Source organism: Xanthomonas chitinilytica, assembly GCF_026107455.2.
Classification (GTDB): domain Bacteria; phylum Pseudomonadota; class Gammaproteobacteria; order Xanthomonadales; family Xanthomonadaceae; genus Stenotrophomonas; species Stenotrophomonas chitinilytica.
The window spans coordinates 197702-224059 of sequence record NZ_JAPCHY010000007.1 but is presented as its reverse complement, the minus strand read 5'-3'; the positions used below and the strand labels follow the sequence as shown (position 1 = coordinate 224059).

The window sequence follows — 26358 nt, the reverse complement described above, 5'->3', positions numbered from 1 at the left end:
TCTGCCAAAACAGAAGAAGCGGCCCGTAGGCCGCTTCTTCTGTTTCAGCACCGGGGCGCTGCAAGGTCAGCTGGCGTGCTGTTCCTTCTCTTCGTCCTTCTCTTCACCCTTGCCGGCGCGGTCATCGGCGCTGGCGACGGTTTCGGCGACGGCCTCGGGGGACGCAACCGTTTCGGCGTCTGCCGCCGCGGCTGCGAACAGCTGGCCGTTCTCGGACGTGGCGACATCCTTCTTCGCAACTTCCACTGCCTCCACCGCTTCCGCGGTTTCGGCTTCTTCCGTGCCGGCGTCGGCTACGGACCCGGATACAGCAGCAACGGCCGTCACGGCAGCCGGCGGCTGCTCGGCAGTCAACGCATCGAGCATGCTGGTCTGTACCGGCTCGGGGCGCGCGGTTGCGGTCGTTTCCGGCGTTGCGGCGGTTTCGACAACGGTTGCCGCCGGCTCCACGACTGCCACCGGAGCGGTCTCGACAGCCGGAACCACGGCCGGTTCGGCAGCCGGTTCCGCCGGCGTCGGCGCTTCGACGCTGGACTGCACGCTGGCAGTGGCGACGGCAGCCGGAGCCGGCGTTGCAATCGCCGCCGGTGCAGCCGCAGCTGGGTTGCCCGCAACCGGGGCCGCGGCAGCGGCCTTGGGCTGCTCGGCAATGGCCTGCGGTTGCGGGGCGGGAGCCGGGGTCGCCGGCGCGCCGGGCGCATCGTCGTCGAAATCGAACTCGGGCTGCTTGCTGTTCGGCTGCGGCGCGGCTTCGCCCGCGTCGTCGCCGGCCTCGTCGAAGCCGTCCTCGTCGGCACCGGCGGTTTCGCTGCCGTTGGCGGCATCGCTACCGCCGCGACGGCGGCGGCGGCCACCGCGACGGCCGCGGCGACGACGGGATCCGGCTTCGCCGTTGCCTTCATCGGTCGCTTCCGTTGGCGCAGCTGCGCCGGTGGCGACCTGGGCCTCGCCATCCACGGCGGGCGTCGCGTCCTGGAGCAGGGCTTCCACCGGCTTGGCGACGTCCTCGGCAACCTTCACGGCTTCCTTTGCCAGCGGTGCGGCAACGGCTGCGGCGGCTGTGCGGATCTCGTTGCCATCGACCGGATTGGCCTGCTTGGCGGTTTCCGGCTGCGGCTGGCGTGCCGGCTTGTCGCCCTGCGCGGAGCGGTCGCCGTCCTGCTGCTGCCGCGGCTGCTTCTGCTTCAGCTTCGGCTGCTGCTGTTCGTTGCGCGGAGCCTTGGGCTGTTGTTCGCCGCGCTGCTTGGGCTGGCGGGCCGGAGCGTTGTCGCCCTGCGCTGCCTGCGGCTGCGCGCCGTTCTGGCGACGGTCCTCGCGGCGTTCGTCGCGACGCTCTTCCCGGCGCTGGCCGTTGCCACGGGCCTGCTGGCCGTTGCCGTTGCGGCTGCCGTCACGGCGCTGGCCGCGGTCGTTGCGGTCGCCGCGGTTGTTGCCGCGGCTGCCGGCTTCCGGGCGCGGACGCGGTGCGGGTTCGGCCGGAGCCGCCGGCTCGGCGCCGAAGATGCGCTTGAGCCAGCCGACCACGCCGGTAGCGGCCGGTGCCGGCGGCGGGGTCACCGGCGCCGGGGCAGGCGCGGGCGCCGGTTCCGGCGCTTCGCGCACCGGAGCCGGCTGGCTGTGCTTGACGTGGGTCACCGCCGGTGCCGGCGGGATGTTGAGCTGGGCCTTGGTCAGCGCATGCACCGGCAGCTTGCGCGGGGTGCCGCGCTGGTAGCTGGGCTTGCTGCTTTCCTCGCCGAGCTCGTTCTCGCGCAGGCGGGTGACTTCGTAGTGCGGGGTGTGCAGCTGCTCGTCGGCGACGATCACGATCGGCGCGTCGTGGCGGTTCTCGATCTCGCGCAGCGCGCTGCGCTTCTCGTTGAGCAGGAAGTTGGCGATCTCCACCGGGGCCTGGACCAGCACCTGTCCGGTGTTCTCCTTCATCGCGTGCTCCTCGGCGACGCGGATGATCGACAGCGACAGCGACTCGACGCTGCGCATGCGGCCGTGGCCGTCGCAGCGCGGGCAGACGATCTGGCTGGATTCGCCCAGGCTCGGGCGCAGGCGCTGGCGGCTCATCTCCATCAGGCCGAAGCGCGAGATGCGGCCCAGCTGCACGCGTGCGCGGTCGTACTTGAGCGCGTTCTGCAGGCGGTTCTCGACTTCGCGCTGGTGCTTGTTCGAGGACATGTCGATGAAGTCGATCACCACCAGGCCGCCGAGGTCGCGCAGGCGCAGCTGGCGCGCCACTTCCTCGGCCGCTTCCAGGTTGGTCTGGAACGCGGTGTCCTCGATGTCGCTGCCCTTGGTGGCACGCGAGGAGTTGACGTCGATGGCGGTCAGCGCCTCGGTCTGGTCGACCACGATCGAACCGCCGGAGGGCAGGCGCACGTTGCGCTCGTAGATCGCCTCGATCTGCGATTCGATCTGGAAGCGGTTGAACAGCGGGATGTCGTCCTTGTAGTGCTTGAGCTTGCGCAGGGTCTGCGGCATCACCTGCTGCATGAACTCGCGCGCGGTCTCGTACAGTTCCTCGGTATCGACCAGGATCTCGCCGACGTCGGCGCGCAGGTAGTCGCGCAGGGCGCGCACGATCAGCCGCGATTCCTGGTAGATCAGGAACGGCGCCGGCTTGGTCAGCGCCGCCTCGGCGATCGAGCGCCACACCTGCAGCAGGTAGTCCAGGTCCCACTGCAGCTCTTCGGCGTCGCGGCCGACGCCGGCGGTACGGATGATCACCCCCATGTCGTCGGGGATGTTCAGCTTGTCCATCGCTTCCTTCAGCGCGGCCCGGTCCTCGCCCTCGATCCGGCGCGAGACGCCGCCGGCGGTGGGCGAGTTGGGCATCAGCACCATGTAGCGGCCGGCCAGCGAGATGAACGTGGTCAGGGCGGCGCCCTTGTTGCCGCGCTCGTCCTTGTCCACCTGGACCACGACTTCCTGGCCTTCGCGCAGCAGCTCGCGGATGCCGGCCTTGTTGTGGTCGACCCCGGCCTGGAAGTAGTCGCGGGAGATTTCCTTCAGCGGCAGGAAGCCGTGGCGGTCACCGCCGTATTCGACGAACGCCGCCTCGAGGGAGGGTTCGAGCCGGGTGATGCGGCCCTTGTAGATGTTGGACTTCTTCTGTTCCTTGGACGGCTGTTCGATATCGATGTCGTACAGCGTCTGGCCATCGACGATGGCTACCCGCAGTTCTTCGGCCTGCGTGGCATTGATCAGCATTCGCTTCATTTTTGCGTTCCTCGCGCGCTGCTACCGCGCGGAACGCCATGGGGTTTCGCTTCTGGTCACGGTTCGCCGCCCTTCGCGCAGGCGCGGGTAGGGCGGCTTGGGTTTCCAGCGCTACGACACCACGGCAGGCCGCGGGAGCGCTTCTTAATGTTTTGTTTTTAGGTGTTTCAGGGCCGGCGGCTGCTTCCAGCCAAGCTGGGAGCGCCGCGCGGGACATGTTCAGCGCAGATGCTTGCGGCATCCGGCGATGGCCGGGAACGCCGGTGAGCCGCTAACATGGCCGCCCCGGGGGCGGTGGCCGCGCACTGTGCCGGATTCGTGGGAAGTCGGGCTTCTGGCCCTTGCTAACTTCCAACGAAATCAATCCCTTATCTCGCGCCCCGAGTGTAACAGAATAAACAGCCCGATGACCGACTCCGAACACATCCGCAAGCCGTCTGCGGGCAAATCGAGCGTGCGCCTGATCAAGGTGCCCGATGACCGCGGCGGCCAGCGCCTGGACAACTTCCTGCTGGGACAGCTCAAGGGGGCGCCGCGCAGCCTGATCTACAAGCTGGTGCGCAGTGGCCAGGTCCGCGTCAATGGCGGCCGTGCCAAGGCCGAGCGCAAGCTGGAGGGCGGCGACGAGGTGCGGGTGCCGCCGGTCAGTCTCACCGAGGTCGGCGACAAGACCCCGCCGCCGAGCGCCTTCCTGCAGCGGATGGAACAGGCCATCGTGTTCGAGGACGCGCGGCTGCTGGTACTGAACAAGCCCTCGGGCGTGGCCAGCCACGGCGGCAGCGGCATCAGCCATGGCGCCATCGAGACCATGCGGGTGTTGCGCCCGCAACAGAACCTGGAACTGGTCCATCGCCTGGACCGGGATACCTCCGGGCTGCTGGTGATGGCCAAGAAACGTTCGGCGCTGAGCGAACTGCAGGCGCTGATGCGCGAGGAAGGCGGCCGCATCCAGAAGCGCTACCTGACCCTGCTGACCGGTCGCATGCCCGACGGGGTGATGACGGTCGATGCGCCGCTGCACGTGGGCCTGCGCCAGGGCGGCGAACGGCATGTCCAGGTGAATCCGGCGGGCAAGCCCTCGCTCAGCCATTTCCGGGTGCTGGAGCGGCGCGGCGGGCATTCCTATTGCGAGGTCAGGATCGAGACCGGCCGCACCCACCAGATCCGGGTGCACGCCCAGCACATCGGGCATGCGGTGGCTGGCGACGACAAGTACGGCGATCCGGCGGTGAACAAGCGCCTGCGCGAACAGGTCGGGCTGAAGCGGCTGTTCCTGCACGCCGCCTCGCTGGAGTTCGCGCTGGACGCCGGCAAGACGCCCTATCTGCTGAATGCGCCGCTGGCCGGGGAACTGGCCGAAGCGTTGGACCGTCTGGGATAGCGCCGCCGCCGCGCGATGGCGGCGAGCGTCAGCGTTCGAAGTGCAGCGGGATGCGGACCTGCCCGGCAATGGGCCGCCCATCCTGCATCGCGGGCCGATACTGCCAGCGCCGGGCGGCCTCGGCGGCGGCCTGGTCGAGCGCCTCGTGGCCGCTGGATTCGTCGATCTCGACCCCGGTCAGGGCGCCGGTTGCATCCACCCGCGCCCTGATCCAGGCGGTACCGGCGATACCGTCGCGCCATGCCTCGGCCGGGTAGCGCGGCGGGTTCATGTTCTTCGAGCGGATATCGACGCTGGCGCCATGCGTGGGGGCGGCCTCGGCATGTGCGGCGGTCGCGGCCAGGGCGGCGGAACCGTGCGGGAGAAGCGGTACGGCGAGTGCCAGCGCAATCCGCATCATGCCGGTACCGGCGCCGTGCCGGCGGGCCATCACCATTTGAACAGCACCAGGCTGATCGCCAGCACGCCCATGCCGGCCACCAGGCCGTAGACCGTCTCGTGGCCCTTGGCGTAGCGCTTGGCGGCGGGCAGCAGTTCGTCCAGCGCCAGGAACACCATGACGCCGGAGATCAGGCCGAACACGATGCCGAAAGTGCCATGCGAGAGCACGTTGGCCAGGGCGTAATAGCCGATTGCCGCGCCCACCGGTTCGGCCAGCCCCGACAGCAGGCTGGCGCCGAAGGCGTAGAACTTGTTGTGGGTGGCGAAGTACACCGGCACCGCGATGGCGATGCCTTCGGGCACGTTGTGGATGGCGATGGCGAAGGCCAGCGGCATGCCGACCGACGGGCTTTCCAGGGTGGCGAAGAAGGTGGCCAATCCTTCCGGGAAGTTGTGCGCGGTGATGGCCACCGCGGTGAGCAGGCCGACCCGCTTGATGTAGGCGCGGTTGTTCTCGCGGAACATCGGATCCTGCTTGTCCAGGCTTTCATGCGGATTGGGGATCAGGTGGTCGATTCCCATGATCAGCAGCACGCCGGCGAGGAAGGAGAGGGTGCCGTAGGCGAAGCCCAGCCTGTCGCCATAGGTCAGCGCGAACGAGGCGATGGACTTGTTGAGGATTTCCGACAGCGATACGTACACCATCGCACCGCCGGCAAAGGCCAGGCCGAAGGCCAGCAGCCGCGGATTGGGGCGCCGCGAAAACAGCACCATCAGGCTGCCGATGGCGGTGGCCAGGCCGGCGGCGAGGGTGACGCTGAAGGCGATCCAGAGGTTGTCGCCGGAGATTTCGATCATGCGCCGGGGGAGGGTGGGTGGAGCGGGAGGGGGCGTTGCCGGCGGGCGCCGGCAGCGGTGGCGACAACCAATGTACGGCGTGGATCAGCCGCCGCGGCGCAACCGCTCCTCGATCGCGAAGCACTCGTCCGGGCGCGGTTGCGGCGGGTTGAAGCTGACCGGCACCTGGATCGTGGTCGGCACCGGCTGGCCGTTGCGGGTGGCGGGCTTGAACTTCCACTCGCGCACGCGCCGCTGCGCCGATTCGTCCAGCTGCGGATTGCCGCTGCTGGTCTGCAGTTTCACCTCGGTGGGGGTGCCTTCCGTTCCCACCACCACGTTCAGCACGCTCTTGCCGCCCACGCCCATGCAGGCCAGCTCGATCGGATAGTCCGGCGGCGGGGTCTGCACGGCCGCCACCTGGGTCGGCGCGATCGCCGGTGCGGCGTCGGGGCCGGCGGAGGGCCCGCAGCCGCCGAGCAGGGCGGTGGCAAGGCTGGCGCACAGGAGGGGACGCATGTTCATGGCTTTGACTCCGCTAGGGCCGAGGCCTTGGCTGCACAGATGAAGTCGTTCTCGCTCAGGCCGCCCACGTCGTGGGTGGAGAAACGTACCACCGCGCGGTCGTAGTGCACCGAAAGATCGGGATGGTGGTCTTCGCGATGGGCGACCCAGGCCAGCGCGTTAACGAAGGCCATGGTCTCGTAGTAGTTGCGGAAGCCGAAGGTGCGCACCAGCGCCAGCCCGTTTTCGGCCAGTTCCCAGCCCGGCACCTGGGGCAGCAGCTCCGAAAGGCGGGCTTCGCCCAGCTTGTGTTCGACGCCTTTGCGCGGCAGGCAATGGGCCTGGACGAGGGGGATCAGGTCGGCCATGGGGGTCTCCACTGTCGTGTTGGCTGAACGTTGTGTCGCGGGGCGTCGCTGGCGAATGAGCCACCGGCAAGGACAAGCTAGAATAACCGCATGATCCAGATCTCCGACACCGCACAGCGTCATTTCCGCAAGCTGATCGAACGCGAGGCCATTCCCGGCATGGGCGTGCGCCTGAGCGCGGTCGATCCGGGAACGCCGCGCGCCGATGCGCGGCTGGAGTTCGCCGAGCCGGCCGAGCTCAGCGGCGACGAGTGGGCGGTGGATTGCGACGGTTTCACCCTCTACGTGGCGGCCACCAGCGTGGCGTGGCTGGACGGGGCTGAAATCGACTACATCACCCAGGCCACCGGCAGCCAGCAGCTCACCATCAAGGCACCCAAGATCAAGGGCGAGGCGCCGGCCGAATCCGCCTCGATGGTGGAGCGCGTGCACTGGGTGGTGGAGAACGAGATCAATCCGCAGCTGGCGTCCCACGGCGGCCGCGTCGCGGTACAGGAGGTCTCCGCCGACGGCGTGGTGCTGCTGCGCTTCGGCGGCGGCTGCCATGGCTGCGGGATGGCCGACGTCACCCTGAAGCAGGGCATCGAGAAGACCCTGATGGGCCGCGTGCCGGGCGTGACCGCGGTGCGCGACGCCACCGACCACGACAGTGGCCAGGCTCCCTACATACCGCGCGACCGCGCGGGCTGATCCATCCATTTCCCCGCCGCGCCGGTGACGCGAGCCGCCGACATCCTGCAACTGCTGCTGGCGCGCCGGCCGGACAAGCTCATCCTGGAGCGCAAGACCGGCCTGCCCTACGGCTGGGGCATCTGGCTGCGCGCGCTGTCGCCGCTGCCGCGGCCTTTCCATGGCGGCGATGTGGTTGCGGTGATGTTGCAGCGCCCGCGCCCGCCTGCGTCCGGGGTCCTGCCCGAGTTGGGCATGTGGCGCGCATTCCGGCGGTTGTGGTGGCAGGACTGGGATCCGCCGCCGCGCGACCAGCGCTGGATGCGCTGGACCGCGGCCGCCTGCAGTTTCCTGGTGCATCTGCTGTTTGCCCTGCTGTTGCTGTGGGTGGCGCTGGTGCGGCTGGCGACGCCACCGCAACCGGCCGGCGGCGGCGACAACCGCGTGCAGGTCGAATTCCTGGGGACGGGGGCGCCTGCGGCGGCAGCGGAAGCGGGGGGCGGATCGCCGGAGCAGGTGGAGGCGCCGGCTCCAGGCGCGCCACGGCAGGCGACGGCATCGGCGACTGTTCCCGCTGAACCTGCGCCCGCACCGGCCGCGGCGCAGATGCCCGCACCGGCCGCACCGGCACCGTCGGCCGCGGTCGATGCCGCAGCGCCGGCCGAGCAGCCGCTGCAGGTCACCGAGACCCCGGAGCCCACCGGCGAATTCGTGTTGCCGCCGCCTACGGTGCGGATGCCGTCGGTGACGCCGCGGGAGTTGCCGACGCGCGACATGCAGGTGCGCGAGCGTCAGGTCCAGATCGTCGACGAGCGGCCCCCGGCGCTGCAGATCCACGAGCGCCCGCTACTGCCGCAGTCGATCGAGGCGCCGACGGTGCAGGTGCGCGAGCGCGAGATCCAGGTCGTCGACGAACGTCCTCCGGCGTTGCAGGTCCGCGAGCGCCCGGTACCGCTGCAATCGATCGAGGCACCGGTGGTGCAGGTGCGCGAGCGCGAGATCCAGATCGTCGACGAACGGCCCCCGGCGCCGCAGGTCCGCGAGCGTCCCGTATTGCCACAATCGATCGAGGCGCCGGTGGTGCAGGTGCGCGAACGCGAGATCGAGGTGGCGCCATCGCCGCCGCTGGCGTTGCCGCAACCGCGCGGCCGGGAGGTGGAGGCGGGCGTGCGCACGCCCGAACTGGCGGTGCGCGAGGTGCAGGTTCCGGCCACGGAGGCTGGGACGGCCGTACTTCCGACTCCGTCCCCGGTGGCCGCGCCGGGATCCGCGGCGACCCCGCCTGCAGCGGCAGCCGCGCCGGCGACGGCTGCGGCCGCCGGTGCCGGGCAGGAGACAGCATCCCGGTCGCAGGAACCTGCTGCCGGGGACTGGTCCGCGCCGACACGTGGCGACGACTGGAGCGCCGCCGCCCGCGACCGCGGTGGCGACAGCGCCCGGCAGGGGGAAGGCGTGTACAACCGCGACGGCAGCGTGCGCCTGCCCGGGCAGGATGGCGACGCCGGCGAAAACCGTCGCGGTGCGCCCGGTGGCGATTCCGATACCTGGACGCGCGACCGCATCGCCGCATCCGGTACCTGGCTCAAGCGTCCGCCCTACGACCACACCCCCACCTCGTTCGACAGGTACTGGGTGCCGAACGAATCGCTGCTGGCCGAATGGGTGCGCAAGGGCATCAAGAACATCGAGATCCCGATTCCCGGCACCAACACCCGCATTTCCTGCGTGGTTTCGCTGTTGCAGTTCGGGGGCGGTTGCGGGCTGAGCAACCCGAACATGAACGAGCAACCGGCCGAGGCGCGGCCGCCGCCGGACGTGCCATTCAAGCCGGAATTGCAGGAAGACAACGGCAGCCGCTGAAGGCGACGGAGTACCCGCCGCCGAGGGCCGGGAGACAAGGCGCGTCGCGACCGTGGGGCCGCGGCGCGCGCCGGTTTCAGTTGAGGCCGTGCAGGTCGCGCAGCTGGGTGGGGCGCGAGGCGAACCAGGCCGAGAGGTCGGCGATGTCCTGGTCGCTCAGGTCGGTGGCCTGCGGCGTCATCAGCGCGTGATCGCGGGCGCCGGAACGATAGGCCTGGAGCGCGTGGGCCAGGTAGTCCGCGTACTGGCCACCGAGTTTGGGATAGACGACGTCGATGGGTTCGTTGCCGTCGGCGCCATGACAATCGATGCAGCTCTGCCCGGTCGCCTTGCCCTTGGCCTGTACCAGCCGCTCGCCGACGGCGATGCGTCCGGCCGGCAGTCCGGCCGAGGAACTGCCGGAATGGCCTGCCTCGGAGGCCGACGGGTCTTCCTGCGACGGCGAGCAGGCCACCAGTGCGGAGGCAGCGAACAGGACGATGGCGAGACGCGTTGCGTGCGTGGCTTTCGACATGGGCGATGCCTACTTCAGGGTGGACAGGTAGGCGGAGAGATCGGCGATCTCCTGCGCGCTGAAGCTCAGCGACTGCGCCTGCATGGTCGGATGCTTGCGTTTGCCTTCCCGGTATTCGGTCAGCGCCTGGGTCAGGTATTCGGCCGACTGGCCGCCGATCTTGGGAACCTTGTAGCTCGGATAGGCGTTCTTGTAGCCGGTGATGCCGTGGCAGCCCTGGCAGGTGTAGGCCAGGACCCGCCCGGCCTCCGGCCGGCCGGCGACTGCGGCAGGAGCGGTATCGGGAGCGGCGGAAGGAGCGGGTGTTTCGGACTGCGGAGTGGCCGATGCCGCCCCGAGGGGCAGGAGGACGGCCAGAGCGAGACAAGCGGCGAGCGGCTGCGGGCGCATGGTTTCGTGGTCCGGAGTGCGGGTCTGGTCGTTCCGCCGTGGGGGACACGGAACGGCCCGAGTATAGCCTGCGTATTCACGCGTCCGAAACAGGGGCCGATGACGCGACGCCGCAAGTCACCATGACCTTTGGGGCATGGTGTTGCGGTGCCTTGGTGCATTACTTTCCTACCACACCTGCCACCGCATCCCTATGGACACGACGATGTCGCGACACTTTTCCCTGCACGGCCGCACCGGACGCTGCGCTGCCGTACTGTTGATTTCCGTTTCCTTGCTGCTGGGCGGCTGCAAAGCCGGCGGCAAAGAGGCCCAGGCCAAGAACCAGGGCGGCGAGAAGGCCGTCGACGCGGTGCCGGTGGAGGTGGCCCAGGCGACTCGTCGCGCCATCGCGGCCAGCTACACCGGCACCGCGGCGCTGGAGGCGCGTGCCGAATCGCAGGTGGTGGCCAAGACTTCGGGCGTGGCGTTGGCCGTGCTGGTGGAGGAAGGGCAGCAGGTGAAGGCCGGGCAGCCGCTGGTACGGCTGGACCCGGACCGCGCGCGGCTGGCGGTGGCGCAGAGCGAGGCGCAGCTGCGCAAGCTGGAGAACAACTACCGCCGCGCCCAGCAGCTGGTGGCCCAGCAGCTGATCAGCACCGGCGAAGTCGACCAGATGCGCTACGACCTGGAGAACGCACGCGCCCAGCACAACCTGGCGCAGCTGGAGCTTTCCTACACCACGGTGGTGGCGCCGATTTCCGGCGTGGTCGCCTCGCGCGACATCAAGCCGGGCAACTTCGTGCAGATCAACTCGCCGATCATCCGCGTGGTCGACAGCAGCCGCCTGGAAGCCACGCTCAACGTGCCCGAGCGCGAGATCGCCAAACTCAAGCCGGGGCAGGTGGTGGAACTGGTCGCCGACGCGCTGCCGGGCCGCAGGTTCGGCGGCACGGTGGATCGGGTGTCGCCGGTGGTCGACAACGGCACCGGTACGTTCCGCGTGGTCGCCGCGTTCTCCGGCGACGGCGAATTGCAGCCGGGCATGTTCGGGCGGCTGAGCATCAACTACGACCAGCGCGCCGATGCGCTGGTGGTGCCGCGCAGCGCGCTGCTGGAGGACGGCGGCGAATCGGCGGTCTACGTCGTGCGCGAAGGCAGGGTGCTGCGCACGCCGCTCAAGCTCGGCTACGACGATACCGGCTGGATCGAGGTGCGCGAAGGCCTGGAGCAGGGCGATGAAGTGGTCGTCGCCGGCAAGGCCGCGCTGCGCGAAGGCAGTGCGGTGCAGGTGATCGGCCAGGACAAGCCGGGTGATGCGGTGGCAACGGCGCCGGCCGCACAGGCGGCCAAGCAATGAGTGCGCATGGCCCGTCGGTTTCCGGCAGTGGCTTTGACCTGATCGAATTCGCCACCCGCCGTCGCGTCACCATCGCGATGATGACACTCACCCTGGTGCTGTTCGGCCTGATTTCGTTGTCGAGCCTGAAGGTAGAACTGCTGCCGGACCTGAGCTATCCCACGCTGACCGTGCGCACCGACTACGAAGGCGCGGCCCCGGCGGAAGTGGAGACGCTGATCTCGCAGCCGGCCGAGGAGGTGCTGGGCATCGTCAAGGGGCTGCGCAAGCTCAAGTCGATCTCGCGCACCGGGCAGAGCGACGTGGTGCTGGAGTTCGCCTGGGGCACGGACATGCAGCAGGCCGGGCTGGACGTGCGCGACAAGATGGAAACGCTGCAGCTGCCGCTGGAGGCCAAGCCGCCGGTGCTGCTGCGCTTCAACCCGTCCACCCAGCCGATCATGCGGCTGGCGCTGTCGTCGAAGCAGGAGGGCGGCAGCGAGGCCGACGCGGTGCGCCGGCTGATGGAGCTGCGCCGCTATGCCGACGAGGACCTCAAGCGCAAGCTGGAGCCGGTCAACGGCGTGGCCGCGGTGAAGGTCGGCGGCGGCCTGGAGGACGAGATCCAGGTGGAGATCGACCAGCGCAAGCTGGCGCAGCTGGGGCTGTCGCTGGACAGCGTGATCCAGCGCCTGCAGCAGGAGAACGTCAACCTGTCCGGCGGCCGCCTGGAGGAAGGTTCGCAGCGCTACCTGGTGCGTACGGTCAATCAGTTCGCCACGGTCGAGCAGATGCGCGAGATGCTGCTGAACACCAGCGGTGGTTCGGCCACGTCGTCGTCGGGCGAGAACCGCCAGCTGATGACCGCGATCCTGGGCAGCCGCGACCCGAACGTGATCGCGGCGCTGCGCAGCGACGGCAGCGGCGGCGGCAGCGCGCCGGTGCGGCTGAAGGACGTGGCCGAGGTGTACCAGGGCTACAAGGAGCGCGAGGCGGTGATCCGCAGCGCCGGCCTCGAGGCGGTCGAGCTGGCGGTCTACAAGGAGGGCGACGCCAATACCGTGTCCACCGCCGATGCGCTGGAAGCGCGGTTGGAGCTGATCCGCAAGCAGATGCCCAAGGACATCGAGATGACGGTGGTGGAGGACCAGTCGGTGTTCATCCGCCACGCCATCAAGGACGTCAAGGTCGATGCGGTGATCGGTGGCCTGCTGTCGGTGCTGATCATCTTCCTGTTCCTGCGCGATGGCTGGAGCACCTTCGTCATCTCGCTGTCGTTGCCGATTTCGATCATCGCCACGTTCTTCTTCATGGGCCAGCTCGGTCTGAGCCTGAACGTGATGTCGCTGGGCGGCCTGGCGCTGGCCACCGGCCTGGTGGTGGACGACTCCATCGTGGTGCTGGAGTCCATCGCCAAGGCGCGCGAGCGCGGCCTGGGCGTGCTGGAAGCGGCGATCAAGGGCACCCGCGAGGTGTTCATGGCGGTGGTGGCTTCGACCTTGACCACGATCGCGGTGTTCCTGCCGCTGGTATTCGTCGAGGGCATCGCCGGGCAGCTGTTCCGCGACCAGGCGCTGACCGTGTCCATCGCCATCGCGGTGTCGCTGGTGGTGTCGATGACGCTTATCCCGATGCTGAGCGCGCTGAAGGGGCGGCCGCCGCTGGAATTCCCGGCCGAAGCTCCGCGTGGGCCATGGCGCCCGCAAAGCCGCTGGCAGAAGCCGGCCGCGTTTGCCGGCCGCGGCATCGGTGCGATGTTCCGCTACGGCTTCTTCGCCGCGGTTTGGATGGTGGTGCGCGTGTTCCGCGGCATTACCGCGGTGGTCGGTCCGGTGATGCGCAAGGCCAGCGACCTGGCGATGGCGCCCTATGGCCGTGCCGAGCGCAGCTACCTGCGCCTGCTGCCCGCCGCGCTGGTGCGGCCGTGGCCGGTGCTGGGGGGCGCGACGCTGGCGTTCGCGCTGACGCTGGGGGTGCTGCCGTTCCTCGGCGTCGACCTGATCCCGCAGCTGGCGCAGGACCGTTTCGAGATGACCGCCAAGCTGCCGCCCGGCACACCGCTGGCGCAGACCGACGCGCTGGTGCGCGAGGTGCAGCGCAAGCATGCCGACGAGAAGGGCGTGCGCCTGCTGTACGGCGTGTCCGGCACCGGCACGCGGCTGGATGCCAACCCCACCGAGAGCGGCGAGAACATCGGCAAGCTGTCGGTGGTGATGAGCGACACCAAGGCCGAGGCCGTGCTGGTCGACAAGCTGCGCGAGACGATGAAGGCCTATCCGGCCGCGCAGGTCGATTTCGCCCGCCCCGAGCTGTTCGCGCTGTCGCCGCCGCTGGAGATCGAGATCGAAGGCAACAATCTGGAGGCGATCCGCGTGGCCGGCAACCGCCTGGCCGACATGCTGCGGCAGAACCCGCACTACGCCGACGTGAAGTCGACGGTGGAACAGGGCTTTCCGGAAATCCAGGTCCTGTTCGACCAGGACCGCGCCGCGGCGCTGGGCCTGACCACCCGGCAGATCGCCGATGCGGTGGTCAACAAGGTCAAGGGCAACGTCGCCACCCGCTACAGCTTCCGCGACCGCAAGATCGACGTACTGGTGCGGGTGCAGGAATCGGAGCGTTCCTCGGTGGACGACATCCGCCGCCTGATCGTGAACCCGACAGGCGCCAAGCCGGTGGAACTGGCCTCGGTGGCCGAGGTGGTCGCCACCACCGGGCCGAGCGAGATCCACCGTGCCGACCAGCGCCGCGTGGCCATCGTCTCGGCCAACCTGCGCGACATCGACCTGGGCAAGGCGATCACCGAAGTGCAGAAGATGGTGGCCGAGAACCCGCTGGGCACCGACGTGGGCATGCGCATCGGCGGCCAGGGCGAGGAGCTGGGCGAGTCGATCCGCTCGCTGCTGTTCGCCTTCGCCCTGGCGGTGTTCCTGGTCTATCTGGTGATGGCCTCGCAGTTCGAGTCGCTGCTGCACCCGTTCGTGATCCTGTTCACCATCCCGCTGGCATTGGTCGGCGCGGTGGCGGCGCTGATGCTGTCGCGCTCGCCGATCTCGGTGGTGGTGTTCATCGGCCTGATCCTGCTGGTCGGACTGGTGGTGAAGAACGCCATCATCCTGATCGACAAGGTCAACCAGCTGCGCGAGGAGGGCGTGGCCAAGCGCGAGGCGCTGGTCGAGGGCGCGCGTTCGCGCCTGCGGCCGATCATGATGACCACGTTGTGCGCGGTGTTCGGCTTCCTGCCGCTGGCGCTGGCCTTTGGCGAGGGTGCCGAGGTGCGCTCGCCGATGGCGATCACGGTGATCGGCGGCCTGCTGGTGTCCACCCTGCTGACGCTGGTGGTGATCCCGGTGGTGTATGACCTGCTGGACCGCAAGCCGGACGAGTACTACGCCGAACGCGGGCGCCGCGCGCGCCGCGATGCCGAACAGGCGGCGCGGGTGCTGGCGCACGAGCAGGAAGCGCTGGACGGCGGGCTGGAGAGCTGAGACGGATGAACATCACCGAGCTGTCCATACGCCGTCCCGTCACCACCATCATGCTGTTCGTGTCGATGGTGGCGATCGGCCTGATCGCCTCGTTCCGGCTGCCGCTGGAAGCCGAGCCGGAGGCCACCATCCCGTTCTTCTTCGTCTCGCTGCCGTACCCGGGGTCCACCCCCGAGGAAGTGGAGCGCAACCTGCTGCGTCCGGTCGAGGAAGCCATCGCCACGATGCCGGGCATCAAGTCGATGAACTCGCGCGCCAACGCCGAGGGCGGGCAGATCCAGGTCGAGTTCAGCGACTGGAGCCGCGACATCGCCGTGGCCGCCTCCGAAGCGCGCGAGCGCATCGACGCCATCCGCGACCAACTGCCGGACGACTTCCGCCGCTACTACGTGCAGCGCTGGAGCACCACCGACCGCGAGGCGATGAGCCTGCGCCTGACCAGCGAAGAGAACCTGACCGCGCGCGCGGACCTGATCGAGCGCAGCATCAAGCAGCGCCTGGAGCGCCTGCCGGGCGTGGCCCGCGTCGAGGTCGAGGGCGTGGCCAAGCAGGAAGTGCTGGTGGCGCTGGACAAGGACCGGCTCAGTGCGCACGGGGTCGCCCTCAACGATCTGGTGCAGAAGCTGCAGGCGGCCAACTTCTCGGTATCGGCCGGGCAGATCACCGAGGCCGGGCGACGGCTGCGTGTGCAGCCCCGTGGCGAGCTGCAGGAGCTGCAGGCGCTGCGCGACCTGCCTGTCGACAACCGCGGCACGCGCCTGTCCGACATCGCCCAGGTCAGCCTGCAGCCGCAGCGCATGAGCTACGTGCGGCAGATGGATGGCAGGCCCAGCGTCGGCGTGGACATCTACAAGGAGCGCGCGGCCAACCTGGTCGACCTGTCGCGCGCGGTGCGCGCCGAGCTCAAGGTGCTGCAGGACGACCCGACCATGCGCGGCATCGGCATCGAGATCACCGACGACCAGGGGCAGGCGGTGACCAGCTCGCTGCTGGCGCTGGCCGAGGCCGGTGCGATCGGCCTGCTGCTGTCGGTGATCGTGCTGTACGCGTTCCTGCGCCACTGGCCCTCGACGCTGATGGTGTCCCTCGCCATCCCGATCTGCTTCATCATGACCCTGGGCTTCATGTACTTCTCCGGCATCACCCTGAACATCATCTCGATGATGGGGTTGCTGCTGGCGGTGGGCATGCTGGTGGACAACGCGGTGGTGGTGGTGGAGAGCATCTACCAGGAACGGGAAAAATACCCGGACCAGCCCTCGCTGGCCTCCATCATCGGTACCCGCCACGTGGCCATCGCGCTGTCGGCCGGCACCCTGTGCCACTGCGTGGTGTTCCTGCCGATGATGTTCGGCGAGAAGAACATCATCACCATCTACCTGTCGCAGCTGGCGGTGACCATCTCGGTCTCGCTGCTGGCCTCGTGGCTGGTGGCGGTGAGCCTGATCCCGATGCTGTCGGCGCGGATGAAGACCCCGCCGGCGGTGAAGTCGCCGTTCATCAGCGGCATGCAGGAGCGCTATGCGCGGATGCTGCGCTGGACCCTGCAGCACCGCGGTTGGGCCGTGGCCGGCATCGTCGCGATCTCGCTGGTCAGCGTGTTCCCGATGATGAACACCCAGGGCGGTGGCGACGACAGCGACCCGAGCCAGATCAACATCTTCTACCAGTGGCGGGGGGCCTATTCCAAGGAGGAAATGGGGCGGGAAGTGGCGCGCGTGGAGCAGTTCGTCAACGCCCACCGCAAGGAATTCCACATCGATCGCGTCTACAGCCGCTACAGCGAGCAGGGCTGGGCGATGACGCGGCTGTTCCTGGACATCGACGACCGCGACCTGAGCAAGAAGATCGAGGAGGAGGTGCGCAAGGGGCTGCCGCAGTCGGCGCGGGCCAAGATCGGCATCGGCTGGCCCGGCGGCATGGGCAGCGACGGGCAGGGCATCCGCTTCAGCCTGATCGGCGACTCGACCCAGACCCTGAAGGAACTGGCCGACGACATCGTGCCGATGCTGGCGCGCGACCCGAAGCTGCGCGACGTGCGCGTGGACACCGGCGACGCCAACACCGAGCTGGCGGTGACGGTTGACCGCGAGCGCGCCGCGGCCTACGGCTTCAGCGCGCAGCAGGTGGCGCAGTTCGTCGGCATGGCGCTGCGCGGTTCCTCGCTGCGCGATTTCCACCGCGACGACATCGAGATCCCGGTCAACGTGCGCTTCGCCGGTTCGGAGAACTACGGCATCGAGGACCTGTCCACCTTCATGGTGCGCGCGTCCAGCGGCACCGAGGTGCCGCTGCTGGCGATGGTGGACGTGAGCATCAACCCGGCGGCCAATTCGATCCAGCGGCTGAACCGCCAGACCATGCTGCGGGTGGAGGCCGGACTGGCCAAGGACGTGCCGATGGACGCGGCGCGCAAGTCCATCGAGGCCACGCTCGACGGCGTGCAGTTCCCGCCGGGCTATGGCTACACCTTCGCCGGCGGCAGCTTCAACATCAACTTCGACGGCATGGACCAGATGGTCAGGAGCATCTTCATCGCCCTGATCCTGATGCTGGTGATCATGGCCGCGGTGTTCGAGTCGCTGCTGTTCCCGGCGGCGATCATGTCCTGCGTGCTGTTCTCGATCTTCGGCGTGTACTGGCTGTTCTGGATCACCGGCACCGAGATGAACATCATGGCGGTGATCGGCATCCTGGTGCTGATGGGCGTGGTGGTGAACAACGGCATCGTGATGATCGAGCACATCAACAACCTGCGACGGCGCGGCATGGCGCGCACCGATGCACTGGTGGAAGGCAGCCGCGAGCGCCTGCGGCCGATCATGATGACGATGGGCACGGCGATCCTGGCGATGATCCCGATCGCGCTGAACACCGAAACCGCCGACGGCATGCCGCCGTACCATCCGATGGCGCGCGCCATCGCCGGCGGCCTGGCGTTCTCCACCGTGGTCAGCCTGCTGTTCCTGCCGACCATCTACGCCATCCTCGATGATCTGCGCATGGGCACCGCGCGGCTGGTGCGCCGCGCGCGCGGCCTGCCGGCGACGGAAGTGGACGCCGTGGCATCGCCGGACCCGGCGGCGGGTTGACATCGCCGGCGGCGCCCGCGGGGCGCTGCCGGCTGCCGATGAACCCGGCATTCCCGTAGGAGCGAGGTCAGTGGCGACCTTGGCTTTCCCTTGAATCCCGGCGCATGGAGATGCGGGCCTGTTGCCGAGGGGCTGCGCAGGCCCTGGGTCGCGACTGACGTCGCTCCTGCAGGGGGGGCTGGCGGTCAGCCGGCCAGCTTGCCGTAAACGGTGAAGCCGGTCAGCCACAGGCCGAGCATGCTGCCCAGGTTGGTGAGGATGAAGGTCAGCACCACCCGGGTGACGCGATTGCGGTACCAGCCCTTGAGCGTCTGCGCATCGTCGCGCAGCTGCAGGAAGTCGCGATAGGCGGGCTTGCGCAGCCGCGCTTCAACCAGCGCGGCGAAAGCGCCGGTGGGGATGCTGAGACGGAACGGCTTGAACGGCGCCACCGCGATCGCGGTGAGGATGCTCAGCGGATGGCCGCCCGCCAGCAGGCAGCCCAGCCCGGCCAGGCCGCCGGTGTACAGCGCCCAGACCGCCAGCATCTCGGTGCCCATGCCCAGGCCGCCACGCCAGAAACCGATGCCGATACCGGCCAGGACCACGGCCAGGATGGTCAGCGTGACCCACGGGATGTTGCGCTTCTTCGGAATCGCTTCCAGCTGCTCGCGCAGCGGACGCGGTGCCTCGGTGTCGCTTTCCAGGTGGCGCGCCAGGCCGGCCAGGTGGCCGGCGCCGACCACGGCCAGCACCTCGCGCTGGCTGTCGCTGCGCTCCTCGCGCAGGCGCGTGGCCATGTAGCGGTCGCGCTCGCCGATGATGGTTTCGTACAGGGCCGGGTTCTCGCTGGCGAACTCGCCGAAGCTCGACTCCAGCATGTCGCCCTGCTTGAGCTTTTCGATCTCGTCCTCGCCCACCTCCTCGGAGGAGAACAGGCCGGCGCCGAGACCGGCGATCAGCTTCAGCTTGCCGAAGAAGCCCAGCCGCTGCGAGGCGCGGCGGAAGGTCAGCCCGACCTCGCGGTCGATCAGGTGCACCGGCAGGCCGCGTTCGTTGGCCAGGGCAACGGCACGCTTGAGCTCGGCGCCCGGCTCGATGCCCAGCTGTTCGGCCAGGCGTCGCTGGTAGGCGGCCAGTGCCAGGTTGGCCGCGAACAGGGCGACGCGGCCGCTGCGGATCACCTGCACCAGGTCCAGTCGCGCCAGTGCGTCCGGATCGGTCAGCGCCTGCAGCCGTTGCGGGTCCAGCTCCACCGCGACGGCGTCGAAACGGCCGCTGTCGATGGCCTTCTCCACGGCCTCGACGCTGGCGTGGGAGACATGGGCGGTGCCGAGCAGGGTGTAGCGGGTACCGTCGCGCTCGACCACGCGCACGGGCTGGCCGGCGAACAGGTCTTCGCCGGTGGTCGGAAGGGTATCGGTCATCGGGTTACTCATTGGGAGGAGCGCCGTCGGCACCATCGCCGAGCGCGCGCTGCATCTGCACGGTGTCGAGCCAGCGGCCATGCTTGCGGCCCAGCCCCTTGAACACGCCGACGAGGTGGAAACCGAAGCGTTCGTGCAGCCTGATCGAAGCGGTATTGGACGGCTCGCCGATCACCGCCACCATCTGCCGGTAGCCGCGCTGCGTGCAGGCGTCGATCAACCCCTGCATGAGCGCCGCACCGACGCCGCGGCCCTGGAAGGCGTAGTCGACGTAGACCGAGTTCTCCACCGTCCACTGGTAGGCGACGCGGCTGCGGTAGGTGTTGGCGTAGGCGTAGCCGGCAAGCCGGCCATCGACCTCGGCGACGATGTACGGAAAACCGCGGGCGATGATGTCGCGCATGCGCCGCAGCATCTCCGCCTCGTCGGGCACCTCGTACTCGTAGGTGTTGACGAAGTCGGTGACCTCCACCGCGTAGATCGCGGTGATGGCGGGGATGTCGGCTGCGTCGGCGTTGCGGATCGAGAGGGTCATGAGGGCGGGTTGCAACTGCAGGAGCGACGTCGGTCGCGACCGGGGCTTCTCCACAAACGTCCTGCCGCGACCGACGTCGCTCCTGCAGGATACGGGGCTCAGTCGATGTAGCGCTTGAGCAGGTCGCCGTAGGCGTCGATGCGGCGGTCGCGCAGGAACGGCCAGATGCGGCGCACGTGCTCGCTGCGCTGCAGGTCGATATCGCAGACCAGCACGGTCGGCTCGGCGCCGGCTTCGGCGATGAACTCGCCCTGCGGACCCAGCACATGGCTGTTGCCCCAGAACTGGATGCCGGAAGCGCCCAGCGGCGAGGGCTCGTGGCCGACCCGGTTGCAGCTGAGCACCGGCAGGCCGTTGGCCACCGCATGGCCGCGATGGCTCAGCACCCAGGCATCGCGCTGGCGGTTCTTCTCGTCCTGCGCATCGTCCGGGTCCCAGCCGATGGCGGTGGGGTAGAGCAGCAGCTCGGCGCCGGCCAGCGCCATCAGCCGCGCCGCTTCCGGGTACCACTGGTCCCAGCACACCAGCACGCCGAGGCGGCCGACCGAGGTGTCCACCGGCTTGAAGCCGAGGTCGCCGGGGGTGAAGTAGAACTTCTCGTAGAAGCCCGGGTCGTCCGGGATGTGCATCTTGCGGTACTTGCCCAGCAGGCTGCCGTCCTTCTCGAACACCACCGCGGTGTTGTGGTACAGGCCCGCGGCGCGGCGCTCGAACAGCGAGCCGACGATCACCACGCCGTGCTTCTTGGCCAACGCGCCCAGCCGCTCGGTGCTGGGGCCGGGAATCGGCTCGGCGAGGTCGAACTCGTTCACCGATTCGTGCTGGCAGAAGTAGGCGCCGTTGTGCAGTTCCTGCAGCAGGACCAGCTTCGCACCCTGTGCGGCCGCTTCGGCCACGCGCGATTCGATGACGGCCAGATTGGCTTCGGCGTCGCCGTGGTTGCGTTCCTGGACCAGGGCGACGGCAAGGGTTTGGCGGCTCATCCGGATGCGGGTCCTGCAGGGAGAAAACGCGCATGTTAGCGCGGATGGCGCACGCGGATCGCGTCTGCGGCTGAACGGAAAACGCAGCCACGCCGTCGTCGTGGCGCCGCCTTGCGGGGGCCGGCCGGCCACGTGTGCGGCTGCCCGCGGGATGCGATCAGGCTGCGGCGAACAGCCCCGCCGGGAGCTGCATGGTGATGCAATGCAGGCTGCCGTTCTGCCAGATCAGCGAGCGGCACGGCACCGGGACGATCTCGCGGCCCGGGAACGCCTGCGCCAGCACGGCCTGCGCCTGGGCATCGGCCGGGTCGCCGTAGGCCGGCATCAGCACCGCGCCGTTGACGATCAGGAAATTGGCGTACGAGGCGGCCAGGCGGCGGCCCTGGTCGATCACCGGGTGCGGCCAGGGCAGCGGGAACAGCCGGTAAGGCCGGCCATCGCGCGTGCGCAGCGCCGCCAGTTCGCGCGCCATCGCCTGCAGCCCGGCGTAGTGCGAGTCGCCGGCGTCGTCGCAGGCCTGGTAGACGATGCTGTCGGTCGCGGCGAAGCGGGCGAGGGTGTCGATGTGGGCGTCGGTGTCGTCGCCCTCCAGGTGGCCGTGGTCCAGCCACAGCACGCGCGCCTGCGCCAGCCAGCGCGCCAGGTCGTATTCCAGCGATTCGCGCGAGCGTTGCGGGTGGCGCTCGTGCAGGCACTGCCAGGTGGTCAGCAGGGTGCCGTCGCCGTCGGTATCGATGGCACCGCCTTCCAGCGCGAACGGGATGCTCTGCACCTCCACGTCGGCGAACACGCCGGCGTCGTGCAGTGCGCCGACCAACTGGTCGTCGCGGCTGGCCTCGAACTTTCCGCCCCAGCCGGTGAAGCGGAAATCCAGCAGGCGGAAGCCGCCCTCGCTGCGCAGGAGGGTGATCGGGCCGGAGTCGCGCAGCCAGGTATCGTCGTATTCGGCGGAGACGAAACGGACCTTCTCCATGTCGACGCGATTGGAGCGCAGGCGCATTTCCGCATAGGTTTCCAGATCGTCGTCGGCGACGCAGATCAGCACCGGCTGGAAGCGGGTGATGGCCGCGACCAGCGCGATGTAGGTCTCCTCGACCTCGGCCAGGCGCTCGGCCCAGTCGGTATCGGCATGGGGCCAGGCGATGAGCACGGCGGACTGGGATTCCCATTCGGCCGGAAAGCGGAGCGTATCGTTCATGTTCACTTGCTTGAATGCGTCCTGCGCCGGAGGCCTGGCGCGGGCGGCGTTGTTGCGGACTCTATCGCGGTTCGGCCGCCGGGCGGCACGAGGCGCCCTGAGGCGCCTGTGCTGCCTGGATCAGCGGATCGGCGGCTTGGGGCCGATCTCTTCGGGGCTGGCCTGGTTGGCGACCACGTCGATCACCCGCTGCTTCTCGAAATAGACGGTGAAGCCGGGGTAGACCCAGCGATTGATGGTGGGCCACTGGCGCTTCTGTCCGCCGCGCGGCTCCAGCCGCTCCTGCGGCGCACCGAAGCTGGCCTCGACCTGGCTCATGCTCTGGCCGCGGACGGGCAGGGTCCCGGCGGGCTTTTCCTTGCTGCGGTCGATCAACAAGGTGTCGGCGTGGACGGTGGCGCTGGCGCCGAGCAAGGCGATCAGCGGCAGGGCATACAGGAAACGCTTCATGGTCACTACTCCCCAGTGGACGAATGGCGATTACAGCAAAAAAACGCCAACAAAAAACCGCCCGGAGGCGGCTTTCTGTCAGAAACTCCGGAACCCGTGCAGACTCCGGCGGCGGCCCGGAGGCCGTCCGGCTCAGCGCTGGCGAGCCTTGAAGCGCGGGTTCGACTTGCAGATCACGAAGATCTTGCCGCGACGACGGACCACCTTGCAGTCGCGGTGACGGGCCTTCGCCGACTTCAGGGAGGACAGGACTTTCATGGCATACCTCGGCGTAAACGTGGAATTCGTAGGGAGCGCGGCCGCGGAATGCAGGTTGACGCTCGTTCAAGCCCGCCATTCTACCGGGCTTTTCGTCGTGCTTTCAAGTGGTTGCATGAGGATGGCTCGAAGTCGCGCCGCCGAGGGGTCTAGAATGCGCGATTCCCCCTTCCAAGGAACCCCATGAGCCAGCTCCCTCCCGTCCTGACCATCGATGGCCCATCCGGTGCCGGCAAGGGTACCGTGAGCCGTATTGTGGCGCGGCGCATGGGCTGGCACTACCTTGATTCCGGGGCGCTGTACCGGGCGGTGGGGGTCGCGGCGAGCTGGGCCAACCTGGACATTTCCGACGCCGCGGCGCTGGTGCGCTGCACCTTCGATACCCGGGTCGCCTTCGTCGAACAGGATGACGGCGGGCTGCGGGTGATGGTCAACGGGATCGACGCCACCGACGAACTGCGGCTGGAGACGGCCGGTGCCGTTGCCTCGGCCATCGCCCCGATCGCCGAGGTGCGGGCGGCGCTGAAGGAGCGTCAGCGCGCATTCAGGCAGCCGCCGGGGCTGGTGGCCGACGGCCGCGACATGGGCACGGTGATCTTCCCGGACGCCCCGTACAAGGTGTTTTTGACCGCCAGCGCCGAGGAACGCGCGGAAAGGCGGCATAAGCAGTTGAAAGACAAGGGTGTTTCGGTTAACTTTGACGACCTCCTGCGCGAGATCATGGCCCGTGACGCCCGTGATGCCCAGCGCACCGTGGCGCCCCTGAAGCCGGCAGACGATGCCGTCCTCATCGACACCAGTGGTATCGGCATCGACGAAGTCGTTGCCCGGGTGCTGGATCTGCTTCCGTCCGCGGAGGCCTGATCCGGCCGGCAGGAGCGTCGCCAGCGCATCGGCGGCAGTCGCAATATCGCAAGGCAACAACAGCTCCGTCGCGCAATGATGCGTGGCGGTTTTTCCACTTCACACACGACCTGCGGTACCGGGGTCGACTAACAGGCGGGCGGTACGCATTCCATTGAGGAATCCGCTGCCCTTGTGTTCAACAGAGTAAATCTAATGACCGAATCTTTTGCCGAACTGTTTGAAGCCAGCCAGGCCAATCTGGCCAAGCTGAAGCCCGGCGCCATCGTTGTCGGTACCGTCGTCGAAGTCCGTGGCGACGTGGTGGTGATCAACGCTGGCCTGAAGTCCGAAGGCATCGTGCCGATCGAACAGTTCCGTAACGACGCAGGCGAGATCGATGTCGCCGAAGGCGACCAGGTCAAGGTCGCCCTCGACTCGATCGAGAACGGCTTCGGCGAAACCGTGTTGTCGCGCGAGAAGGCCAAGCGCGCCATGGTGTGGGACGAGCTGGAAGAAGCGTTGGAAAAGAACGAGACCATCACCGGCCGCATCAGCGGCAAGGTCAAGGGTGGTTTCACCGTGGACATCAAGGATGTCCGCGCCTTCCTGCCCGGTTCGCTGGTCGATGTGCGCCCGGTGCGCGACCCGGCCTACCTGGAAGGCAAGGAGCTGGAGTTCAAGCTCATCAAGCTCGACCGCAAGCGCAACAACGTGGTCGTTTCCCGCCGTGCCGTCGTCGAGAGCGAGCACTCGGAAGAGCGCGAGCAGCTGATGGACAAGCTGCAGGAAGGCGCGATCCTGAAGGGCGTGGTCAAGAACCTGACCGACTACGGCGCGTTCGTGGACCTGGGCGGCATCGACGGCCTGCTGCACATCACCGACATGGCCTGGAAGCGCGTGCGCCATCCGTCCGAAGTCGTGAACGTCGGCGACGAGCTGGACGTGCGCGTGCTGAAGTTCGACCGCGAGCGCAACCGCGTCTCGCTAGGCCTGAAGCAGCTGGGCGAGGATCCGTGGGACAACATCGCCCGTCGTTACCCGGCCAACAGCCGCGTGTTCGGCAAGGTCTCCAACGTCACCGATTACGGCGCGTTCGTCGAGATCGAGCCGGGCGTCGAAGGCCTGGTGCACGTCTCGGAAATGGACTGGACCAACAAGAACGTCAACCCGTCCAAGGTCGTGCAGGTCGGCGACGAAGTCGAAGTGATGGTGCTGGACGTCGACGAAGAGCGTCGCCGCATCTCGCTGGGCATGAAGCAGGTCGCCGCCAATCCGTGGGAAACCTTCGCCGCCATCCACAAGAAGGGCGACAAGGTGTCCGGCCAGATCAAGTCGATCACCGACTTCGGCATCTTCATCGGCCTGGACGGTGGCATCGACGGCCTGGTGCACCTGTCGGACATCAGCTGGAACACCACCGGCGAAGACATCGTGCGCAACTTCAAGAAGGGCGACACCCTGGATGCCGTCGTGCTGGCGGTCGATCCGGAGCGCGAGCGCATCTCGCTGGGCGTCAAGCAGCTTGAGCAGGATCCGTTCGGCCAGTACATGGCCGCCAATCCGAAGGGCTCCAAGGTCGAGGGCGTGGTCAAGGAAGTCGACGCCAAGGGCGCCGTGGTCGAACTGGCCGACGGCATCGAAGGCTACGTGTCGGCCCGCGACATCAGCTACGACCGCGTGGACGATGCTTCGCAGCACCTGAAGGTCGGCGACAAGATCGAAGCCAAGTTCGTGGGCATGGACCGCAAGGGCCGCACCCTGCAGCTGTCGATCAAGGCCAAGGACGAAGCCGAGACCGCCGAGGCACTGGCCGAGTTCAACAAGACCTCGACCGAAGCCGCCACCGGCACCACCAGCCTCGGCGCGCTGCTGCGTGCGCAGTTGAACGGCAACAAGTCCGAGTAATCGGCTTTCCGCTGTAGTTGTTTACTGGACGGCCCGGACTGTGTCCGGGCCGTTTCAGGGTAGGAGACCAGGGCGAGCCCGTAATGACCAAATCCGAACTGATCGAAATCCTGGCGCGCCGGCAGGCGCATCTGAAGTCGGACGATGTCGATCTGGCGGTGAAGTCGTTGCTGGAAATGATGGGGGGAGCACTTGCCGGCGGGGACCGCATCGAGATCCGCGGCTTCGGCAGCTTCTCGTTGCACTATCGACCGCCGCGCCTGGGGCGCAATCCCAAAACCGGGGAGTCGGTCGCATTGCCGGGCAAGCATGTCCCGCACTTCAAGCCGGGCAAGGAACTTCGCGAGCGCGTCAGCGACGTCGTGCCCCAGGAAGACAATCAGGGCTGAGCCCTGCCGCCATGGGTGCTGCGGAAGCTTCCCCGAGTCGGATAAGCTAGGCGCTCCCGCAACCGGAGTTGCCGCATGAAAGTCGTACGTCTGCTGATCCTGCTGGCGGTTCTGGTAGGTGGGCTCGTCATCGGCTCGCTCAATTCCCAGCGGATCGACATCAGCCTGGGGTTCTGGGTGCTGCAGACCACTTCCGGCATCGCCATCATCGTTTCACTGTTGCTGGGCACCTTGCTGGGCGGGGCGCTGGTGACCGCAGGTGTCGTCATCCCGTTGTATGCGCGCTTGCGGCGTGCGAACAAGGCCGCGCTTGCCGGGCAGGGCGAATCCTCCGCCGTGGCGCCGGCCCCTTCTCCTTTCGATGGACGCTGATCGC

At 68.2% G+C, this 26358-nt stretch carries 23 protein-coding genes; 10 read left to right on the top strand and 13 right to left on the bottom strand.

Annotation, left to right across the window (positions count from 1 at the left end; translation table 11 throughout):
- Window positions 1–66 precede the first annotated feature (66 nt).
- A complete protein-coding gene (locus OK345_RS09825) occupies window positions 67–3210 on the bottom strand; it encodes an Rne/Rng family ribonuclease (RefSeq protein WP_265127788.1) in 3144 nt (1047 codons plus the stop codon).
- 406 nt (window positions 3211–3616) lie between these two features.
- On the opposite strand from OK345_RS09825, the gene OK345_RS09820 reads away from it, so the two are divergent.
- Window positions 3617–4591: an RluA family pseudouridine synthase gene (locus OK345_RS09820; RefSeq protein WP_265127787.1), complete on the top strand. Its 975-nt coding sequence runs from the start codon at window positions 3617–3619 to the stop codon at window positions 4589–4591.
- A 28-nt stretch (window positions 4592–4619) separates the two neighbouring features.
- Here the strand turns inward: OK345_RS09820 and OK345_RS09815 are convergent, their stop codons facing one another.
- The 4 genes from OK345_RS09815 to OK345_RS09800 all read right to left on the bottom strand — a co-directional run bounded on the left by OK345_RS09815 (window position 4620) and on the right by OK345_RS09800 (window position 6681).
- A complete protein-coding gene (locus OK345_RS09815; protein WP_265127786.1) occupies window positions 4620–5027 on the bottom strand; it encodes an energy transducer TonB in 408 nt (135 codons plus the stop codon).
- Window positions 5021–5830: a zinc transporter ZupT gene (zupT, locus tag OK345_RS09810; RefSeq protein WP_265127785.1), complete on the bottom strand. Its 810-nt coding sequence runs from the start codon at window positions 5828–5830 to the stop codon at window positions 5021–5023. Before zupT ends, OK345_RS09815 begins: the two co-directional genes overlap by 7 nt.
- Before the next feature lie 84 nt (window positions 5831–5914).
- Window positions 5915–6334 (bottom strand): energy transducer TonB, encoded by a 420-nt coding sequence (locus OK345_RS09805; protein WP_265127784.1) that lies wholly within the window; start codon window positions 6332–6334, stop codon window positions 5915–5917.
- On the bottom strand, window positions 6331–6681 hold the full coding sequence (locus OK345_RS09800) for a 4a-hydroxytetrahydrobiopterin dehydratase (RefSeq protein WP_265127783.1): 351 nt from the start codon (window positions 6679–6681) through the stop codon (window positions 6331–6333). The genes OK345_RS09805 and OK345_RS09800 overlap by 4 nt, the downstream gene beginning before the upstream one ends.
- 90 nt (window positions 6682–6771) lie before the next feature.
- On the opposite strand from OK345_RS09800, the gene OK345_RS09795 reads away from it, so the two are divergent.
- A complete protein-coding gene (locus OK345_RS09795; protein WP_265127782.1) occupies window positions 6772–7371 on the top strand; it encodes an NfuA family Fe-S biogenesis protein in 600 nt (199 codons plus the stop codon).
- A gap of 24 nt (window positions 7372–7395) precedes the next feature.
- The gene (locus tag OK345_RS09790; RefSeq protein WP_265127781.1) at window positions 7396–9210 is read left to right on the top strand and encodes a hypothetical protein; all 1815 of its coding nucleotides are present in this window, start codon (window positions 7396–7398) and stop codon (window positions 9208–9210) included.
- A 76-nt stretch (window positions 9211–9286) separates the two neighbouring features.
- Here the strand turns inward: OK345_RS09790 and OK345_RS09785 are convergent, their stop codons facing one another.
- Both OK345_RS09785 and OK345_RS09780 read right to left on the bottom strand, forming a co-directional pair.
- Window positions 9287–9724, bottom strand: a complete 438-nt coding sequence (locus tag OK345_RS09785) for a c-type cytochrome (protein ID WP_265127780.1) — start codon at window positions 9722–9724, stop codon at window positions 9287–9289.
- 9 nt (window positions 9725–9733) lie between these two features.
- On the bottom strand, window positions 9734–10114 hold the full coding sequence (locus OK345_RS09780) for a c-type cytochrome (RefSeq protein ID WP_265127779.1): 381 nt from the start codon (window positions 10112–10114) through the stop codon (window positions 9734–9736).
- Between the two features lie 205 nt (window positions 10115–10319).
- On the opposite strand from OK345_RS09780, the gene OK345_RS09775 reads away from it, so the two are divergent.
- Genes OK345_RS09775 through OK345_RS09765 form a run of 3 tightly spaced genes read left to right on the top strand, consistent with a single transcriptional unit; the run spans window position 10320 to window position 18012 of the window.
- On the top strand, window positions 10320–11453 hold the full coding sequence (locus OK345_RS09775) for an efflux RND transporter periplasmic adaptor subunit (RefSeq protein WP_265127778.1): 1134 nt from the start codon (window positions 10320–10322) through the stop codon (window positions 11451–11453).
- The gene (locus OK345_RS09770) at window positions 11450–14920 is read left to right on the top strand and encodes an efflux RND transporter permease subunit (protein ID WP_265127777.1); all 3471 of its coding nucleotides are present in this window, start codon (window positions 11450–11452) and stop codon (window positions 14918–14920) included. Before OK345_RS09775 ends, OK345_RS09770 begins: the two co-directional genes overlap by 4 nt.
- Window positions 14921–14925: 5 nt before the next feature.
- On the top strand, window positions 14926–18012 hold the full coding sequence (locus OK345_RS09765; RefSeq protein ID WP_265127776.1) for an efflux RND transporter permease subunit: 3087 nt from the start codon (window positions 14926–14928) through the stop codon (window positions 18010–18012).
- A gap of 185 nt (window positions 18013–18197) precedes the next feature.
- Here the strand turns inward: OK345_RS09765 and OK345_RS09760 are convergent, their stop codons facing one another.
- From OK345_RS09760 to ykgO, 6 genes are all read right to left on the bottom strand, one after another.
- Window positions 18198–19430 carry a TraB/GumN family protein gene (locus OK345_RS09760; protein WP_265127775.1) on the bottom strand — a complete coding sequence of 411 codons (1233 nt, stop codon included), beginning with the start codon at window positions 19428–19430 and terminating at the stop codon, window positions 18198–18200.
- On the bottom strand, window positions 19423–19953 hold the full coding sequence (locus tag OK345_RS09755; protein WP_265127774.1) for a GNAT family N-acetyltransferase: 531 nt from the start codon (window positions 19951–19953) through the stop codon (window positions 19423–19425). Before OK345_RS09755 ends, OK345_RS09760 begins: the two co-directional genes overlap by 8 nt.
- 98 nt (window positions 19954–20051) lie before the next feature.
- On the bottom strand, window positions 20052–20936 hold the full coding sequence (locus tag OK345_RS09750; RefSeq protein WP_265127773.1) for a carbon-nitrogen hydrolase: 885 nt from the start codon (window positions 20934–20936) through the stop codon (window positions 20052–20054).
- A 157-nt stretch (window positions 20937–21093) separates the two neighbouring features.
- Window positions 21094–22134: an agmatine deiminase family protein gene (locus OK345_RS09745; RefSeq protein WP_265127772.1), complete on the bottom strand. Its 1041-nt coding sequence runs from the start codon at window positions 22132–22134 to the stop codon at window positions 21094–21096.
- A gap of 120 nt (window positions 22135–22254) precedes the next feature.
- Entirely contained in the window at window positions 22255–22584 is a 330-nt protein-coding gene (locus OK345_RS09740) for a hypothetical protein (protein ID WP_265127771.1), read from the bottom strand.
- Window positions 22585–22716: 132 nt separating this feature from the next.
- Window positions 22717–22842, bottom strand: coding sequence for a type B 50S ribosomal protein L36 (gene ykgO / locus OK345_RS09735; protein WP_005409283.1), 126 nt, complete (start codon window positions 22840–22842; stop codon window positions 22717–22719).
- Between the two features lie 183 nt (window positions 22843–23025).
- Here ykgO and cmk point away from each other — a divergent pair, with 183 nt between their 5' ends.
- The 4 genes from cmk (at window position 23026) to OK345_RS09715 (ending at window position 26354) form a co-directional block, all read left to right on the top strand.
- Window positions 23026–23706 (top strand): (d)CMP kinase, encoded by a 681-nt coding sequence (gene cmk, locus OK345_RS09730; RefSeq protein WP_265127770.1) that lies wholly within the window; start codon window positions 23026–23028, stop codon window positions 23704–23706.
- Window positions 23707–23901: 195 nt separating this feature from the next.
- A complete protein-coding gene (gene rpsA, locus OK345_RS09725) occupies window positions 23902–25593 on the top strand; it encodes a 30S ribosomal protein S1 (protein ID WP_265127769.1) in 1692 nt (563 codons plus the stop codon).
- 83 nt (window positions 25594–25676) lie between these two features.
- Window positions 25677–25982: an integration host factor subunit beta gene (locus tag OK345_RS09720; RefSeq protein WP_265127768.1), complete on the top strand. Its 306-nt coding sequence runs from the start codon at window positions 25677–25679 to the stop codon at window positions 25980–25982.
- A 75-nt stretch (window positions 25983–26057) separates the two neighbouring features.
- Window positions 26058–26354 carry a hypothetical protein gene (locus OK345_RS09715; RefSeq protein WP_265127767.1) on the top strand — a complete coding sequence of 99 codons (297 nt, stop codon included), beginning with the start codon at window positions 26058–26060 and terminating at the stop codon, window positions 26352–26354.
- The last annotated feature ends 4 nt before the right edge of the window (window positions 26355–26358 follow it).